Origin of the sequence: Micromonospora sp. NPDC000442 (assembly GCF_042898635.1) — a bacterium.
Classification (GTDB): Bacteria; Actinomycetota; Actinomycetes; order Mycobacteriales; family Micromonosporaceae; genus Micromonospora.
The window spans coordinates 297,686-311,242 of record NZ_JBIAYZ010000007.1; the positions used below are offsets into that span (position 1 = coordinate 297,686).

Sequence of the window (13,557 nt, forward strand, 5' to 3'; positions counted from 1 at the left end):
TGAGACAGCAGCAACCTCGAAGTTACGCGGATCCTGATGAGGGAGGGCGGAGCTCAGGCGGCGTCGGTGAGCACCCCGAGGAGCTGCTCGCCGTACTTGGCCAGCTTGTTCTCGCCGACGCCGCTGATCCGGGACAGCTCGGCCAGCGACGACGGCGCGTCGGCCGCGATCTGCCGCAGCGTCGCGTCGTGGAAGATGACGTACGCGGGTACGCCCTGCTCCTTCGCGGTGGCCGCCCGCCAGGCCCGCAGGCGCTCGAACGTGCCGGCTGCCTCCGCCGGCAGCTCGGCGACCACGGTGGCCGCGCCCCGTGGCTTGGCTGCCTTCGCCGGGCGGGCCGCCTCGCGGCGCAGCATCACGGTGCGCCGCCGGCCGAGCACCTCGGCGCTGGCGTCGGTGAGCGCCAGGGTGCCGTAGTCGCCCTCGACGGCGAGCAGTCCCTCGGCGAGCAGTTGCCGGACCACGCCGCGCCACTCCGCCTCGCTCAGCTCATCGCCGATGCCGAACACGGTAAGCGAGTCGTGCCGATGCTGGCCGATCTTGTCGGTGGTGCGACCCAGCAGGATGTCGATGCAGTGCCCGGCGCCGAACCGTTGGTTGCGCTCCCGGTCCAGCCGGAAGACGGTGGAGAGCAGCTTCTGCGCGGCCACCGTGCCGTCCCAGGACTCGGGCGGCTCCAGACAGGTGTCGCAGTTGCCGCAGCCGCCGGTGGCCGGCTCGCCGAAGTACTCCAGCAACTGCGCCCGGCGGCAGCGGACCGTCTCGCAGAGCGCCAGCATCGCGTCGAGGTGGGCAGCGAGGTTGCGCCGGTGCGCCAGGTCACCCTCGGAGGTGTCGATCATCTTCCGCTGCTGGACCACGTCCTGCAGCCCGTACGCCAGCCAGGCGGTCGACGGCAACCCGTCGCGGCCGGCGCGGCCGGTCTCCTGGTAGTAGCCCTCGACCGACTTGGGCAGGTCGAGATGGGCGACGAACCGCACGTCGGGCTTGTCGATGCCCATTCCGAAGGCGATCGTCGCCACCATCACCACTGCGTCGGCGCGCAGGAAGCGCTGCTGATTGGCGGCGCGAGTGCCCGCGTCCAGGCCGGCGTGGTACGGCAGGGCGTCGATGCCGTTGGCGACCAGGAACTCGGCGGTCTTCTCCACCGAGGCGCGGGACAGGCAGTAGATGATGCCCGCCTCGCCGGGATGTTCGTCGCGCAGCAGGGCGAGCAGTTGCTTGCGCGGCTCCCGCTTCGGCACGATCCGGTACTGGATGTTGGGCCGGTCGAAGCTGGCCACGAAGTGCCGCGCCTCGGTGAGGCTGAGGCGGGTGGCGATCTCGGACCGGGTGGCGCTTGTCGCGGTGGCGGTCAACGCGATGCGGGGTACGCCCGGCCAGCGTTCGTGCAGCATCGACAGGTTCAGGTAGTCCGGCCGGAAGTCGTGGCCCCACTGCGACACGCAGTGCGCCTCGTCGATGGCGAACAGGCTGATCCGCCCCCGGTCCAGCAGGCTCAGCGTGGCCCGACTGGCCAGCGCCTCCGGCGCGAGGTAGAGCAGATCGATCTCCCCGGCCACGAACTCCGCCTCCACCAGCCGGCGGGTGTCCAGATCCAGTGTCGAGTTGAGGAAGCCGGCCTTGACACCGACGGCGGTCAACGCGTCCACCTGGTCCTGCATCAGCGCGATCAGCGGCGAGATCACCACGGCGACACCGTCGCGGACCAGGGCGGGAATCTGGTAGCACAACGACTTGCCGCCGCCGGTGGGCATCAGCACCAGCGCGTCGCCGCCGGCCACCACGTGGTCGATGACCTCCCGCTGGAAGCCCCGGAACGAGTTGTACCCGAAGACCCGCCGCAGCACCTCCAGCGTCGCTGTCACCTTCTCGGCGGTGGGTGCGTCGGAGGCGGCCAGGTCGGTGACGCTCACGTCGGCGGGAGAGACCATCCGAGGATTCTACGAGCCACCCCGGACAGCTGATTGCACGCCGTTCCCGGGCGAGGCCAACGGGCGTCGCGCAGGTTCGGCCCTGCCGCGGATGAAGTCAGCCGATCGGCAACGCCCGGATTCGGATACGTTCGTCGGTCAGCACGACGAAGGCGCCCTTCGCGAGGTCATCCTCGATCAGATCCAGGTTGGCCAGCAGAACGGCCGCTAGATGATCGGGCGCGCGGTCCGTCCGCCTGAAGAGTATGACGCTGGGGATTTCCTGACGGGCGCGGGCCAGGATCTCGCCGAAGTCCGTGTCGGCCGAGATGAGAACGCGCTCTTCGGTAACCGCCTGCCGCAGAATGTCTTCGTCCGGTGTGCCACCCAGGCCGCGCTCCACAACGTGCACCGCGTCGTGCCCAGCTACCACAAGCAGCGACGCAACGCGAACCGACAAGCATTCGTCGATGAGGAACCTCACGCAGTCATCCGTAGAGGTAGCTCGCGTTCGTCGACTGCTGCTGCGGCGAAACGTAACGCAGCGAGGATGTCCTCGTGGCTCAGCGTCGGGTAGTCCTGAAGGATGTCGTCAGCGGTGTATCCCTGGCCTAACAGGCCAACTATGGTCGTGACTGGAATCCGGGTCCCGGCAATGCACGGGACCCCACCCATCACCCGGTGATCGATCGAGATCCGGTTCTGCATTACGTCATCATCTCCCGCGGTGGGTGCCCTCCACCAGCGCCATACCGAACGTGGCATGACCGGATCCCGGCTGGACCAGTGATCACTCGCCGCCGCCCCAGCAGAGGCCGCCGAGGCCGGCGGCGCGGTGGAGGCCGGGGTGGCCGGTGACGTCCATGCAGATCTCGTTGTCCGGGCCGATCCGACCGCAGAACACCGGCTCGACGTGGTTCCAGGCGTCGGCCCGGGACAGCAGTGCTGCGCCGGCGGGCAGTTCGGGACGGAGAATCGTCAGCCCCTCGGTGTAGACGACCGCGTGTTCCCGAGCCTCGTCGGGATCGGTGGCCAGGTAGGCCAGGTGCAGCGTCCAACGGCGCGGAAAGCGGCCAGCGTTGGTGGGCGGCCGGCCGCCCGTGCGCCGTTCGCGCTCCGTCGTGTACCGGTCGACAAGCGCATCGACGTACGACGTGAGAGCGCTCGGCCGCCGGGCACACCAACGGTGCCCCCGACAGCCCCGGTGCGGCCTGCCCCGCCTTCAGCTGGAAGAAGTCGTCACCGGTGACGCCTTCGAAATCGAACGAGGCCGGCGCCCCCACCGGCGCCGCACCCTCCTCCCGTGGCGGGAACCCGAACGCGTGACACTGCCCAGGCAGCGGCTGGACCCCGGCCAACCACACACACGGATGAGTGCCCACCCACGCGGACGTGTGGCGCAGGCGCAGCAGCGCCAGGTCCGGGTACGGCCACAACGCTGTGTCGACCGGCGGCGCCGATCGGGCCAGCACATCCGCAGCCACCGCATCGACACCGACATCCGCATCGGCGGGCACCACCACGACCCGATCAAGGGCCACCCCGTTGGCGGCGTCGTAGACGACGTGCGCTGCGGTGAGCACCCAACCGGGCGCGACGAAGAACCCCGTACCCAGCACCGCCCGACCGTCTGCCTGCTCGACGCGGACGACGTGGCGGCGTAGTTGCCGCGAGTCGACTCGTGTGCGCATCCGCCTGCCCCGGAGTGTCAGGTCGACTCGGGCCGCTTCCAGGTCAGGGTCGCCGTCAGGCTCGCCTCACCGTCTGCCTCGACGAGCAGGCCGGTCAGCTTGCCAGCCTTGGCGGTCAACGACAGTCCGAACTCGACACTCGCCTCCGACGGCTTGACCCGCTCCCGCACCTGCCCCAACTCGCTGGCGACGGCTTCCACCGTGTCCCGGACACCGTCGAATGACAACGCCCGGTCCAGGGCAACGGTCTGCGGACCGCCGCCGTCGGCGAGCTTGACGAAGAACTCAGTCCCGCCAGCCTCGACCCGCGCCACCTGCCCCGCCCGTCCCGGTCCCGCCTGCACCGCTGCCCCTTCCACTCCCCAGTGCCGGCATGTGACCACGCCACTGCCCAGTGTGGCCGCTCGGCACGAGCGGTCTCGTTCGACCACACGTAGCACGCAACTTCCGCACCAGCCGGGGTCAGAACAACGACACCGGAGCACGGCCGGAAGGGAGGGTGGCCCGGTCCTGGGAGGTCGCCCCTCCTCCCGCTCGGCCGCGCCAACGCCGGTCGATCCGCTCAGGCGAGAATCGCGTAGGCCTCGATCTCGACCAGCACGTCCGGTTCGAAGAGGTAGTCGACGCCGATGACGGACAGCGGCGGCAACGGGCGGGGGATGCCGAGTTCGTCGGTGACGCTGTCGATGCCCGCGAGGAAGGCGGTCATGATGGCGTCCCGGTTCGCGGCGCTCCACCCGGTGACGAAGAACCGTAGGCGTACCACGTCGGTGAAGCTCGCGCCCGCGCCACCGAGCCCCCGCGCGGTGTTGCGCAGTGCCTGCCTGATCTGCCCGGCGAGATCACCGGTGGCGACCGGGTTTCCGGCTTCGTCCCGCGCGATCTGTCCGGCGATGTGGACGTGCCGGGTGCCGGCGCCCACCGCGACGTGGTGGTACGGCACCGGCTGGAACATGCCTTCCGGGGTGAGAAGCTGCGCGGTCATCAGAGATCCCTTCGCCGATCGAATAGGTATCTCATGACTACCTGGTACCCCAAGGGAACTTCAACTAGCCTAGGTGTCGTGCGGGAAACCACGTCCACCCATCACTCTCAGATCACTGCGGAGCAGCGGGAGTTGCTCGACCAGGTGCTCGACAAATGGTCCCTGCAGGTCCTCGACCAGCTGTGCGGGCGGTCACTGCGCTTCAACGAACTGCGCCGCGCGCTCCCGGTCGTGACGCAGAAGTCGCTGACGACGACGCTGCGACGGCTGGAGCGCAACGGAATGGTCGAGCGGGTGATCGTGGGCACGCGACCGGTCGCAGTCGAGTACCGCATCGCGCCGTTGGGGAAGACGCTGCAGCAGCTCATCGACGCGTTACTCGGCTGGAGCGAGGCCCACCTGCCCGAGGTGCAGCGAGCCCGGGAACGCTTCGACGCGCAGTCGCCCAGCGCAGGGTAGCCCTGCGTGACTGAGTTGTTGGCAGTTCAGCTGTAGTCCGCCCCGGCGTGTCGAGCAGCTGAACTGCCAACGATCGAGGCATGCGCGGTCGCGCGTGGCGGCCTGGCGGGCGTCCGGTTAGATGGGCGGGTGGCGGTACACATCGATGTTGACGCCCTGCGGGCGGCGGCCGGGGTTGCGGCCTGCGAGGCGGCGGACGAGCTTCGGGCGGTTGGGCAGCCGGAGGCGATCGTTCCGGTCGGCGGGGGAGCGTCCGGCGTCATCCGGGAAGCGGGGCGGCCACCCTACGACGTCTGGGTGGGGATGACGGCGGACGGCTTCGCGGCCGAGTGTGACTGCCCGGCGTCGGAGGAGTTCTGCGGCCACGCGGTGGCGCTCGCGATCGCCGCCCTGACGGACGGGTTCGCCTGGTCGTCGCTGGCCACGCCACCGTCGGCGGTGGAGGTCGATCCGAGGGTCGCCGAGCTGGCCGAACTCGCGCACACCATTCCCGCCCGACGGTTGGCCTCGCTGATCGCCGAGTGGGCGGCCAACGATCGCGTGCTGGAGTCCCGGCTGCTGGCGTACGCCGGGCGGTTGACACCACTCAGCGACGCTGAACTGGCCGACGTCGGTCGGACAATCGACAACCTGGCCCACGAGGCGACCAGTGGCGACCGTTGGGATCTGCACGACGTGGAGAAGGCCGGCCGGGCGATCGTCGAGGAGGTGCAGGTGCTGGCGCAGCGTGCGGCCAGCATCGAGACGTTGCTGGTGGTCGAGCGGGCGGCGCGCGCCTGGGACGGGCTGGCCGGATACCTCAACGACGCGTGGGAAGTCTACGAGGATGAGCCGGCCGAGATCGGCGACGCGCTGCGGGCGGCTCACGTGCAGCTCTGCGAGCAGTTGCAACCGGACCCCGACGAGTTGGCCGCCCGACTGATCGAGATCATTGCGGCGGCCGAGGTCGACTCCTGTCTCGACGAGCCGTGGGACTACCTCGGTGTGCTCGGCCACCATCGGGTCAAGGCGCTGCGCCGCCGGTGAACAGCAGACCGCCCGCCGGAGCGCTGCGACGCGGCCCAGCGTTCAGTTGGCCGGTGGGACGGGGACCCGTTTGGCCCAGCGGACGTCGCCGTCGGGGTCGACGTAGCAGAACGCCACGACCAGGCGTGCGGGGTCGGTCAGCGGCAGGGCACCGGGTGCCAGTCGGAAGACGGCGATCAGGCTGCCGTCGGCGATCGCGCGGGTGCCCACCGCGCCGACGTTGTCCGGGGTGGTGAACGTGCCCTCGGGCTCCTCGCGGGTGGCGGTGTCGGCGAGCCAGGGGTACCGCTCGGCCAGCACGTCGTACGCTCCGGCCCAGTTGGAACCGGTGCCGCCCTCGGCGTCAAAGCCGGTGTAGGGCCGCACCACCCGGGCGGGTTCCACCCGGCCGTCGAGCAGGATGACCTGGTAGTGGCCCTGCCGGGACGGCCCGGACCAGCGCAGCCGCAACACCACCGACTGTCGGTCGGGGTCACCGATGACGTTGTCCACCGGTTCGGGCCAGCCGAACGCGACGGCCGCGTCCGCGACCTGGTCCGGCTCCGGCACGGCGGCCTCGACGGTCACCGCCACCTGGTCGCCGCCGCGCGTCCACTCGCGTTCGCGCTCGACGTACCGGTCCACCGTGGCCAGCACGGCGATCGTGACCGACAGCAGGGCAACCACCCAGCGCAGTCGCGCCCCGTGCCCGCCCATGGGCGGAGGATATCGGTATCGCCCGCCGCGCGCCGTCGGTCAGCCGACACAGCGATGAATGGAAGGGCACCCTTTTAACGCCTCGTGTATAGCAGGGGCCCCCTCCTAACAGCTCCGAATCCGTACCAACCTCGCCAGGCCGGCGCCGGCAGACCCGTGCGGCGGTGCGCCCCGCCCGATCGGGGAACGGCGCGTTAGAGTCGCTGCTTGACCATGCCCGGTCGGCATCGATCGGGCGTAGCGGCTGGGGGGTTCTACGGGTGGGCGAGGCGCACACGACCGGTCACCGTGCGGGCGTACCGGGTGAGCACGCCGAGACGGACACCACGCTGGTCGTGGTCACCGGGCTGTCCGGTGGTGGACGCAGCACCGTGGCCCGGGCGCTGGAGAACGTGGGCTTCTACGTCGTCGACAACCTGCCGCAGGCGCTGCTGCTGGACATGGCCGAGCTAGCCGTGAAGGCGGGTGGGGCGGCCCGGCGTACCGCGATGGTGCTGGACGTACGCTCCCGGGCCTTCTCCACGGATCTGGCCGAGGCGATCCGGGAGCTGAAGGAGCGTGGCTACGCCCCCCGGGTGGTCTTCGTCGACGCCGACGACGAGGTGCTGATCCGCCGGTTCGAGAGCGTCCGGCGCTCGCATCCGTTGCAGGGCGACGGCCGGCTCGCCGACGGCATCGCCGTCGAGCGGGGGCTGCTTGAGGAGGCCCGCGACCAGGCCGACGTGATCATCGACACCAGCCACCTCAACGTGAACCAGTTGCGCCGCCGGGTCGAGGAACTGTTCGGCGGGGAGGACGCCCGCCGGTTGCGGCTGACGGTGATCTCCTTCGGCTTCAAGTACGGCCTGCCGCCGGACGCCGACTTCGTGATGGACGCCCGGTTCCTGCCCAACCCGTACTGGGTGCCCGAACTGCGGGAGCACACCGGGCGCGAGGAGGCGGTCAGCGCGTACGTGCTGGGGCAGGAGGGCGCGGACGCCTTCGTCGACGCGTACGCGGACCTGGTCAACGCCACCACGGCCGGCTTCGAGCGGGAGGGCAAGCGGTACCTGACCGTGGCGGTCGGGTGCACCGGCGGCAAGCACCGTAGCGTGGCGATCGCCGAGGAGTTGGCGGCCCGGCTGCGCCGTTCCGGGCTGGCCGCCAACGCCCAGCACCGCGACCTGGGGCGGGAATGACGATCCGGGTGGTGGCGTTCGGCGGCGGGCACGGCCTGTCCGCCTCGCTGCGGGCGTTGCGCCGCTGCGCACCGGAGCTGGATCTGGACATCACGGCGGTGGTGACCGTCGGCGACGACGGCGGCTCCAGCGGCCGGCTGCGGGCCGAGCGGGGCGGGCTGCCCCCCGGTGACCTGCGGCAGGCACTTGTGGCGCTGGCCGGCGACCACCCCGCCACCCGACGCAGTGCGGGGCTGTTCCAGCACCGCTTCGCGGAGATGGCGGCGGGTGGCCGGGCCGACGGGCTGGCCGGGCACGCGGTGGGCAACCTGGTGCTCTGCGGGCTGATGGAGCTGCTGGGCGACCCGGTGGCCGCCCTGGAGCACGCGGGGGCGATGCTCGGCTCGGTCGGCCGGGTGCTGCCGATGTCCCGCCAGCCGGTCGACATCGAGGCCCGGGTCCGCGGGGTCGACCCGGGACGCCCCGACGAGGTGTGCACCGTACGCGGACAGCATCAGGTCGCGGTCACCACGGGCCGGGTCGAGTCCCTGCGGCTCACCCCGCAGGCACCGGCGGCGTGTGTCGAGGCGGTCGCCGCGATCGGCGACGCCGACTGGCTGATCTTCGGGCCGGGCAGCTGGTACACCAGCGTGCTGCCGCACCTGCTGGTGCCGCAGCTGGCCGCGGCGATCCTGGCCAGCCCGGCTCGGCGGCTGGTCACTCTCAACCTCGCCGCCGAGAAGGAAACCCTCGGGCTCTCCGTCGCCGACCACCTGGCGGCGCTGCGCTGGTACCTGCCGGAGCTGACTGTCGACTTCGTGCTCGCAGACGCCAAGGCGGTCGGTGACCCCGAACCGGTCCACGGTGCGGCAGAATTCCTGGGAGCCCGGCTGGTCCTCGCTCCCGTCGCGGTCGACGACGGCACTCCCCGTCATGATCCGGCTGCTCTGGGCGCCGCCCTGGTGCCTGTACTGGGCGCCGATCGTTAGACACGTACGTAATCTCCGGCGACACGCCGGAACCGGTCCGTGAGGGGACGCACAATGGCGATGACGGCTGCGGTCAAGGACGAGCTGAGTCGGGTCGACGTGCCCAAGCCCTGCTGCCGGCGGGCGGAGATGGCGGCGCTGCTGCGGTTCGCCGGTGGGCTGCACATCGTCTCCGGGCGGGTGGTGGTGGAGGCCGAACTCGACACCGGCGCGGTGGCCCGGCGGCTGCGGCGCGAGATCGCCGAGGTCTACGGCTACCCGAGCGAGATCCACGTGCTCGCCTCCGGTGGGCTGCGCAAGGGCAGCCACTTCATCGTCCGGGTCGTCAAGGACGGCGAGGCCCTGGCCCGGCAGACCGGGTTGCTCGACGTGCGCGGCCGGCCGGTACGCGGGCTGCCGCCGCACGTCGTCGCCGCCAGCGTCTGCTGCGCGGTGTCCGCCTGGCGGGGTGCGTTCATGGCGCACGGTTCGTTGACCGAGCCGGGTCGGTCCAGCGCCCTGGAGATCACCTGCCCCGGGCCGGAGTCGGCGTTGGCGCTTGTCGGTGCGGCCCGGCGGCTGGGCATCACCGCCAAGAACCGTGAGGTACGCGGCGTCGACCGGGTGGTGGTCAAGGACGGCGACGCGATCGCCGCGCTGCTCACCCGCATCGGTGCCCACTCCAGTGTGCTGGCCTGGGAGGAGCGCCGGGTCCGGCGCGAGGTGCGGGCGACGGCCAACCGGCTGGCGAACTTCGACGACGCCAACCTGCGGCGTTCGGCCCGGGCGGCGGTCGCTGCCGCGGCCCGGGTGACCCGGGCGTTGGAGATCCTCGCCGACGACGCGCCGGAACACCTGACCTCGGCCGGTCGGCTGCGCCTGGAGCACCGGCAGGCGTCCCTGGAGGAGTTGGGTGCGCTGGCCGACCCGCCGCTGACCAAGGACGCCATCGCCGGGCGGATCCGCCGGTTGCTGGCGCTGGCCGACAAACGGGCCCGCGACCTCGGCATCCCGGATACCGAAGCGGCCGTCACGCCCGACATGCTCGTGGTCTGATAGGACGGTGGGGCGACCACCCGGCGCAGCGTGGCTCGGCGCGCTCGGATATGGTCGCTGCGTACGGCAAGGGGGCCGGCACCGGTGCTCCCCGCCGTATCCACCGCCTCGACGGCGGTCAGGTCCCTCGGACCGCGGCGGGGTGGCCGGGATGAACCGTCAACGGCCGGCTCCAACGGTCGGCGCACAACCACTTCGCCGGCCGAGGGTCTCCACGCCGGCGGACCAGAACGCGAGGAGATGGGACCTGTGACCATCCGGGTTGGCATCAACGGCTTCGGCCGGATCGGCCGTAACTTCTTCCGGGCAGTGCTGGCGTCCGGCGCTGACGTCGAGGTCGTGGCCGTCAACGACCTGACCGACAACGCGACGCTCGCCCACCTGCTCAAGTACGACAGCATCCTGGGCCGCCTCCCGCAGGAGGTCAAGGCCACCGCCGACGAGATCACCGTCGGCGGCAAGTCCATCAAGGCGTACGCCGAGAAGGACCCGGCGGCGCTGCCGTGGGGCGACGTCGGCGCGGACGTGGTCATCGAGTCGACCGGCTTCTTCACCGACGCCACCAAGGCCAAGGCGCACATCGACGGCGGGGCCAAGAAGGTCATCATCTCCGCTCCGGCGAAGAACGAGGACGTCACGGTCGTGATGGGCGTCAACGACGGCCAGTACGACCCGGCCAGCCACAACATCATCTCGAACGCCTCCTGCACCACCAACTGCCTGGCGCCGATGGCGAAGGTCCTGCACGACACGTTCGGCATCCAGCAGGGTCTGATGACCACCATCCATGCGTACACCCAGGACCAGAACCTCCAGGACGCGCCGCACAAGGACCTGCGCCGGGCCCGGGCCGCCGCGCTGAACATCGTGCCGACCTCGACCGGCGCGGCGAAGGCCATCGGCCTGGTGCTGCCGGACCTCAAGGGCAAGCTCGACGGGTACGCGCTGCGGGTGCCGATCCCGACCGGCTCCGCCACCGACCTCACCGTCACCGTCGGTCGCGAGACCTCGGTGGACGAGGTCAACGCCGCGCTGAAGGCCGCTGCCGAGGGCCCGCTGCGGGGCATCCTGACCTACAACGAGGACCCGATCGTCTCCGCCGACATCGTGACCGACCCGGCGTCGTGCATCTTCGACGCGCCGCTGACCAAGGTCATCGGCAACCAGGTCAAGGTCGTCGGCTGGTACGACAACGAGTGGGGCTACTCCAACCGCCTCGTCGACCTGGTGAAGCTGGTGGGTAGCTCGCTGTGAGCATCCGTAACCTCGACGACCTGCTCGCCGAGGGGGTCTCGGGTCGGCGCGTGCTGGTGCGCGCCGACCTGAACGTCCCGCTCGACAAGCAGACCGGCGACATCAGCGACGACGGCCGGATCCGGGCGGTGCTGCCGACCCTCGGCGCGTTGACCGAGGCCGGTGCCAAGGTGGTCGTCTGTTCCCACCTGGGCCGGCCGAAGGGTGCGCCGGACCCGCAGTTCAGCCTCGCCCCGGTCGCCGGGCGGCTCGGTGAGCTGCTCGGCACGGCGGTGCACACCGCTACCGACACGGTCGGCGAGTCCGCCCAGGCGACGGTGGCGGCGCTCGCCGACGGTGAGGTGGCGCTGCTGGAGAATCTCCGCTTCAACAAGGGGGAGACCAGCAAGGACGACGCCGAGCGGGGTGCGTTCGCCGACCAGCTCGCCGCCCTCGGTGACGTGTACGTCGACGACGCGTTCGGCGCGGTGCACCGCAAGCACGCAAGCGTCCACGACGTGCCCGCCCGGCTGCCGCACTTCGCCGGCCGGCTGGTGCTGCGCGAGGTGGAGGTGCTGTCGCAGCTCACCGGCGACCCCGAGCGGCCATACGTGGTGGTGCTCGGTGGGTCGAAGGTCTCCGACAAGCTCGCGGTGATCGAGGCGCTGCTGCCGAAGGTCGACCGGCTGCTCATCGGTGGCGGCATGTGCTTCACCTTCCTCAAGGCACGGGGCCACGAGGTCGGGTCCTCCCTGCTGGAGGCGGAGATGGTGGAGACCTGCCGCAACCTGCTGGAGCGCTCCGAGGGCAAGATCATGCTCCCGGTCGACGTGGTGGCCGCCGACGCGTTCGCCCCGGACGCCGCGCACGACACCGTGCCGGCGGAGGGCATCCCCAGCAAGCGGGTGGGGCTGGACGTCGGCCCGAAGACGGTGGCGGGCTTCGCCGCCGCGCTCAAGGGCGCCCGGACGATCTTCTGGAACGGCCCGATGGGCGTGTTCGAGATGCCCGCCTTCGCGCACGGCACCCGTGGGGTGGCCGAGGCGATCGCCGGCGCGGACGCGTTCAGCGTGGTCGGTGGCGGTGACTCCGCCGCCGCGGTGCGGGCCCTGGGTCTGGACGAGAAGTCCTTCGGGCACATCTCCACCGGCGGTGGCGCGTCCCTGGAGTACCTGGAGGGCAAGACCCTCCCCGGCATCGCGGCTCTGGAGAACTGATGGCGAGCGCCCCCCGCCGGCCACTGATGGCCGGCAACTGGAAGATGAACCTCAACCACCTCGAGGCGAACCTGCTGGTGCAGAAGCTGGCCGCCAGCCTCACCGAGAAGCAGCTGACCGAGGTGGAGACGGTGGTGCTGCCGCCGTTCACCGACCTGCGCACGGTGCAGACCGTGGTGGAGGGCGACAAGCTGCTGATCGGCTACGGCGCACAGGACCTGTCGCCGCACGCCTCCGGCGCGTACACCGGGGAGATCTCCGGCGCGATGCTGGCCAAGCTCGGCTGCACGTACGTGGCGGTCGGGCACTCGGAGCGCCGGCAGTACCACCGCGAGGACGACACGCTGGTGGGTGCCAAGGTGCAGGCCGCGCTGACCCACGGGCTCACCCCGATCCTCTGCGTGGGGGAGGGGCTGGACGTCCGGGAGCAGGGCAGCCACGTGGCGCACTGCACCGACCAGCTCGACGCCGCCCTCAAGGGGCTCAGTGCGGAGCAGGTGCTCCGGGTGGTGGTCGCGTACGAGCCGGTCTGGGCGATCGGCACCGGCAAGACGGCCACCCCGGAGGACGCCCAGGAGGTGTGTGGCGCGCTGCGGGCCCGGCTGGCCGAGACCGTGGACCAGGCCACCGCCGACGGCGTACGCATCCTCTACGGCGGCTCGGTCAAGTCGTCGAACGTCGCCTCGATCATGGCGCAGCCGGACGTGGACGGCGCCCTGGTGGGCGGCGCCAGCCTGGACGCTGAGGAGTTCGCGAAGATCTGCCGGTTCCCGGAGCACATCTCCGGCTGATCGCTCGCTATCCTTGACTCCGCCCGTCCGCCGGTCGGTGCCGCCGTGCCCGATCTGCCCGGGCGAGGATCGTAACGAGAGGACTGACCCCCGCCATGCCGCTCTGGTTCGCCTACACGTTGATCGTGTTGCTGGTCATCACGAGCTTCCTGCTCGTTCTGCTCATCCTGCTGCACCGCGGCAAGGGCGGTGGAATGTCCAGCATGTTCGGCGGTGGCGTCAGCTCCAGCCTGGCCGGCTCGTCGGTGGCCGAGAAGAACCTGGACCGCTACACCGTTCTGGTGGCCATCGTCTGGTTCGCCTGCATCATCGGGCTCGGTCTCTGGCTCCGGCTTGAGGTGGGTACGGGCGTCTGAGCCGGCCCC

At 70.9% G+C, this 13,557-nt stretch carries 16 protein-coding genes; 9 read left to right on the top strand and 7 right to left on the bottom strand.

The features are described from left to right. Positions 1-53 precede the first annotated feature (53 nt). From recQ to ACFY2A_RS14360, 6 genes are all read right to left on the bottom strand, one after another. Positions 54-1,934 (bottom strand): DNA helicase RecQ, encoded by a 1,881-nt coding sequence (gene recQ / locus ACFY2A_RS14335; RefSeq protein ID WP_387171653.1) that lies wholly within the window; start codon positions 1,932-1,934, stop codon positions 54-56. A 97-nt stretch (positions 1,935-2,031) separates the two neighbouring features. After that, a complete protein-coding gene (locus ACFY2A_RS14340; protein WP_387171655.1) occupies positions 2,032-2,397 on the bottom strand; it encodes a DUF5615 family PIN-like protein in 366 nt (121 codons plus the stop codon). Then, positions 2,394-2,621: a DUF433 domain-containing protein gene (locus tag ACFY2A_RS14345; protein ID WP_387171657.1), complete on the bottom strand. Its 228-nt coding sequence runs from the start codon at positions 2,619-2,621 to the stop codon at positions 2,394-2,396. Before ACFY2A_RS14345 ends, ACFY2A_RS14340 begins: the two co-directional genes overlap by 4 nt. Next, positions 2,621-3,604: a trypsin-like peptidase domain-containing protein gene (locus ACFY2A_RS14350; RefSeq protein ID WP_387171659.1), complete on the bottom strand. Its 984-nt coding sequence runs from the start codon at positions 3,602-3,604 to the stop codon at positions 2,621-2,623. Before ACFY2A_RS14350 ends, ACFY2A_RS14345 begins: the two co-directional genes overlap by 1 nt. Before the next feature lie 17 nt (positions 3,605-3,621). Then, on the bottom strand, positions 3,622-3,948 hold the full coding sequence (locus ACFY2A_RS14355) for a CU044_2847 family protein (RefSeq protein ID WP_387171661.1): 327 nt from the start codon (positions 3,946-3,948) through the stop codon (positions 3,622-3,624). Between the two features lie 218 nt (positions 3,949-4,166). Further along, complete coding sequence (locus ACFY2A_RS14360; RefSeq protein ID WP_387171663.1) at positions 4,167-4,589, bottom strand: RidA family protein; 423 nt, start codon at positions 4,587-4,589, stop codon at positions 4,167-4,169. Positions 4,590-4,667: 78 nt separating this feature from the next. Between ACFY2A_RS14360 and ACFY2A_RS14365 the strand changes: the two genes are divergently transcribed. Beyond that, positions 4,668-5,048, top strand: a complete 381-nt coding sequence (locus tag ACFY2A_RS14365) for a winged helix-turn-helix transcriptional regulator (protein WP_387171665.1) — start codon at positions 4,668-4,670, stop codon at positions 5,046-5,048. Positions 5,049-5,177: 129 nt separating this feature from the next. Continuing rightward, positions 5,178-6,074, top strand: coding sequence for an SWIM zinc finger family protein (locus ACFY2A_RS14370; protein ID WP_387171667.1), 897 nt, complete (start codon positions 5,178-5,180; stop codon positions 6,072-6,074). A gap of 42 nt (positions 6,075-6,116) precedes the next feature. On the opposite strand, the gene ACFY2A_RS14375 is transcribed toward ACFY2A_RS14370, so the two are convergent. Beyond that, on the bottom strand, positions 6,117-6,770 hold the full coding sequence (locus tag ACFY2A_RS14375) for a hypothetical protein (protein ID WP_387171669.1): 654 nt from the start codon (positions 6,768-6,770) through the stop codon (positions 6,117-6,119). A gap of 260 nt (positions 6,771-7,030) precedes the next feature. Here ACFY2A_RS14375 and rapZ point away from each other — a divergent pair, with 260 nt between their 5' ends. From rapZ to secG, 7 genes are all read left to right on the top strand, one after another. Next, a complete protein-coding gene (gene rapZ / locus ACFY2A_RS14380) occupies positions 7,031-7,948 on the top strand; it encodes an RNase adapter RapZ (RefSeq protein WP_387171671.1) in 918 nt (305 codons plus the stop codon). Further along, entirely contained in the window at positions 7,945-8,916 is a 972-nt protein-coding gene (yvcK, locus tag ACFY2A_RS14385) for a uridine diphosphate-N-acetylglucosamine-binding protein YvcK (RefSeq protein ID WP_387171673.1), read from the top strand. The genes rapZ and yvcK overlap by 4 nt, the downstream gene beginning before the upstream one ends. A 54-nt stretch (positions 8,917-8,970) precedes the next feature. Then, positions 8,971-9,951 (top strand): DNA-binding protein WhiA, encoded by a 981-nt coding sequence (gene whiA / locus ACFY2A_RS14390; protein ID WP_093401454.1) that lies wholly within the window; start codon positions 8,971-8,973, stop codon positions 9,949-9,951. Between the two features lie 249 nt (positions 9,952-10,200). After that, a complete protein-coding gene (gene gap / locus ACFY2A_RS14395; RefSeq protein ID WP_281563824.1) occupies positions 10,201-11,205 on the top strand; it encodes a type I glyceraldehyde-3-phosphate dehydrogenase in 1,005 nt (334 codons plus the stop codon). Next, positions 11,202-12,401, top strand: coding sequence for a phosphoglycerate kinase (locus ACFY2A_RS14400; RefSeq protein ID WP_387171675.1), 1,200 nt, complete (start codon positions 11,202-11,204; stop codon positions 12,399-12,401). Before gap ends, ACFY2A_RS14400 begins: the two co-directional genes overlap by 4 nt. Continuing rightward, complete coding sequence (gene tpiA, locus ACFY2A_RS14405; protein ID WP_363924933.1) at positions 12,401-13,192, top strand: triose-phosphate isomerase; 792 nt, start codon at positions 12,401-12,403, stop codon at positions 13,190-13,192. The genes ACFY2A_RS14400 and tpiA overlap by 1 nt, the downstream gene beginning before the upstream one ends. A gap of 95 nt (positions 13,193-13,287) precedes the next feature. After that, positions 13,288-13,548, top strand: a complete 261-nt coding sequence (gene secG / locus ACFY2A_RS14410; protein ID WP_357584801.1) for a preprotein translocase subunit SecG — start codon at positions 13,288-13,290, stop codon at positions 13,546-13,548. The last annotated feature ends 9 nt before the right edge of the window (positions 13,549-13,557 follow it).

What these genes read in the sequence shown, in the direction of transcription:
- recQ (WP_387171653.1), bottom strand. Translation starts at nt 1,934, where the DNA reads ATGGTCTCTCCCGCCGACGTGAGCGTCACCGACCTGGCCGCCTCCGAC.
- ACFY2A_RS14345 (WP_387171657.1), bottom strand. Translation starts at nt 2,621, where the DNA reads ATGCAGAACCGGATCTCGATCGATCACCGGGTGATGGGTGGGGTCCCG.
- ACFY2A_RS14350 (WP_387171659.1), bottom strand. Translation starts at nt 3,604, where the DNA reads ATGCGCACACGAGTCGACTCGCGGCAACTACGCCGCCACGTCGTCCGC.
- ACFY2A_RS14360 (WP_387171663.1), bottom strand. Translation starts at nt 4,589, where the DNA reads ATGACCGCGCAGCTTCTCACCCCGGAAGGCATGTTCCAGCCGGTGCCG.
- ACFY2A_RS14375 (WP_387171669.1), bottom strand. Translation starts at nt 6,770, where the DNA reads ATGGGCGGGCACGGGGCGCGACTGCGCTGGGTGGTTGCCCTGCTGTCG.
- yvcK (WP_387171673.1), top strand. Translation starts at nt 7,945, where the DNA reads ATGACGATCCGGGTGGTGGCGTTCGGCGGCGGGCACGGCCTGTCCGCC.
- whiA (WP_093401454.1), top strand. Translation starts at nt 8,971, where the DNA reads ATGGCGATGACGGCTGCGGTCAAGGACGAGCTGAGTCGGGTCGACGTG.
- tpiA (WP_363924933.1), top strand. Translation starts at nt 12,401, where the DNA reads ATGGCGAGCGCCCCCCGCCGGCCACTGATGGCCGGCAACTGGAAGATG.
- secG (WP_357584801.1), top strand. Translation starts at nt 13,288, where the DNA reads ATGCCGCTCTGGTTCGCCTACACGTTGATCGTGTTGCTGGTCATCACG.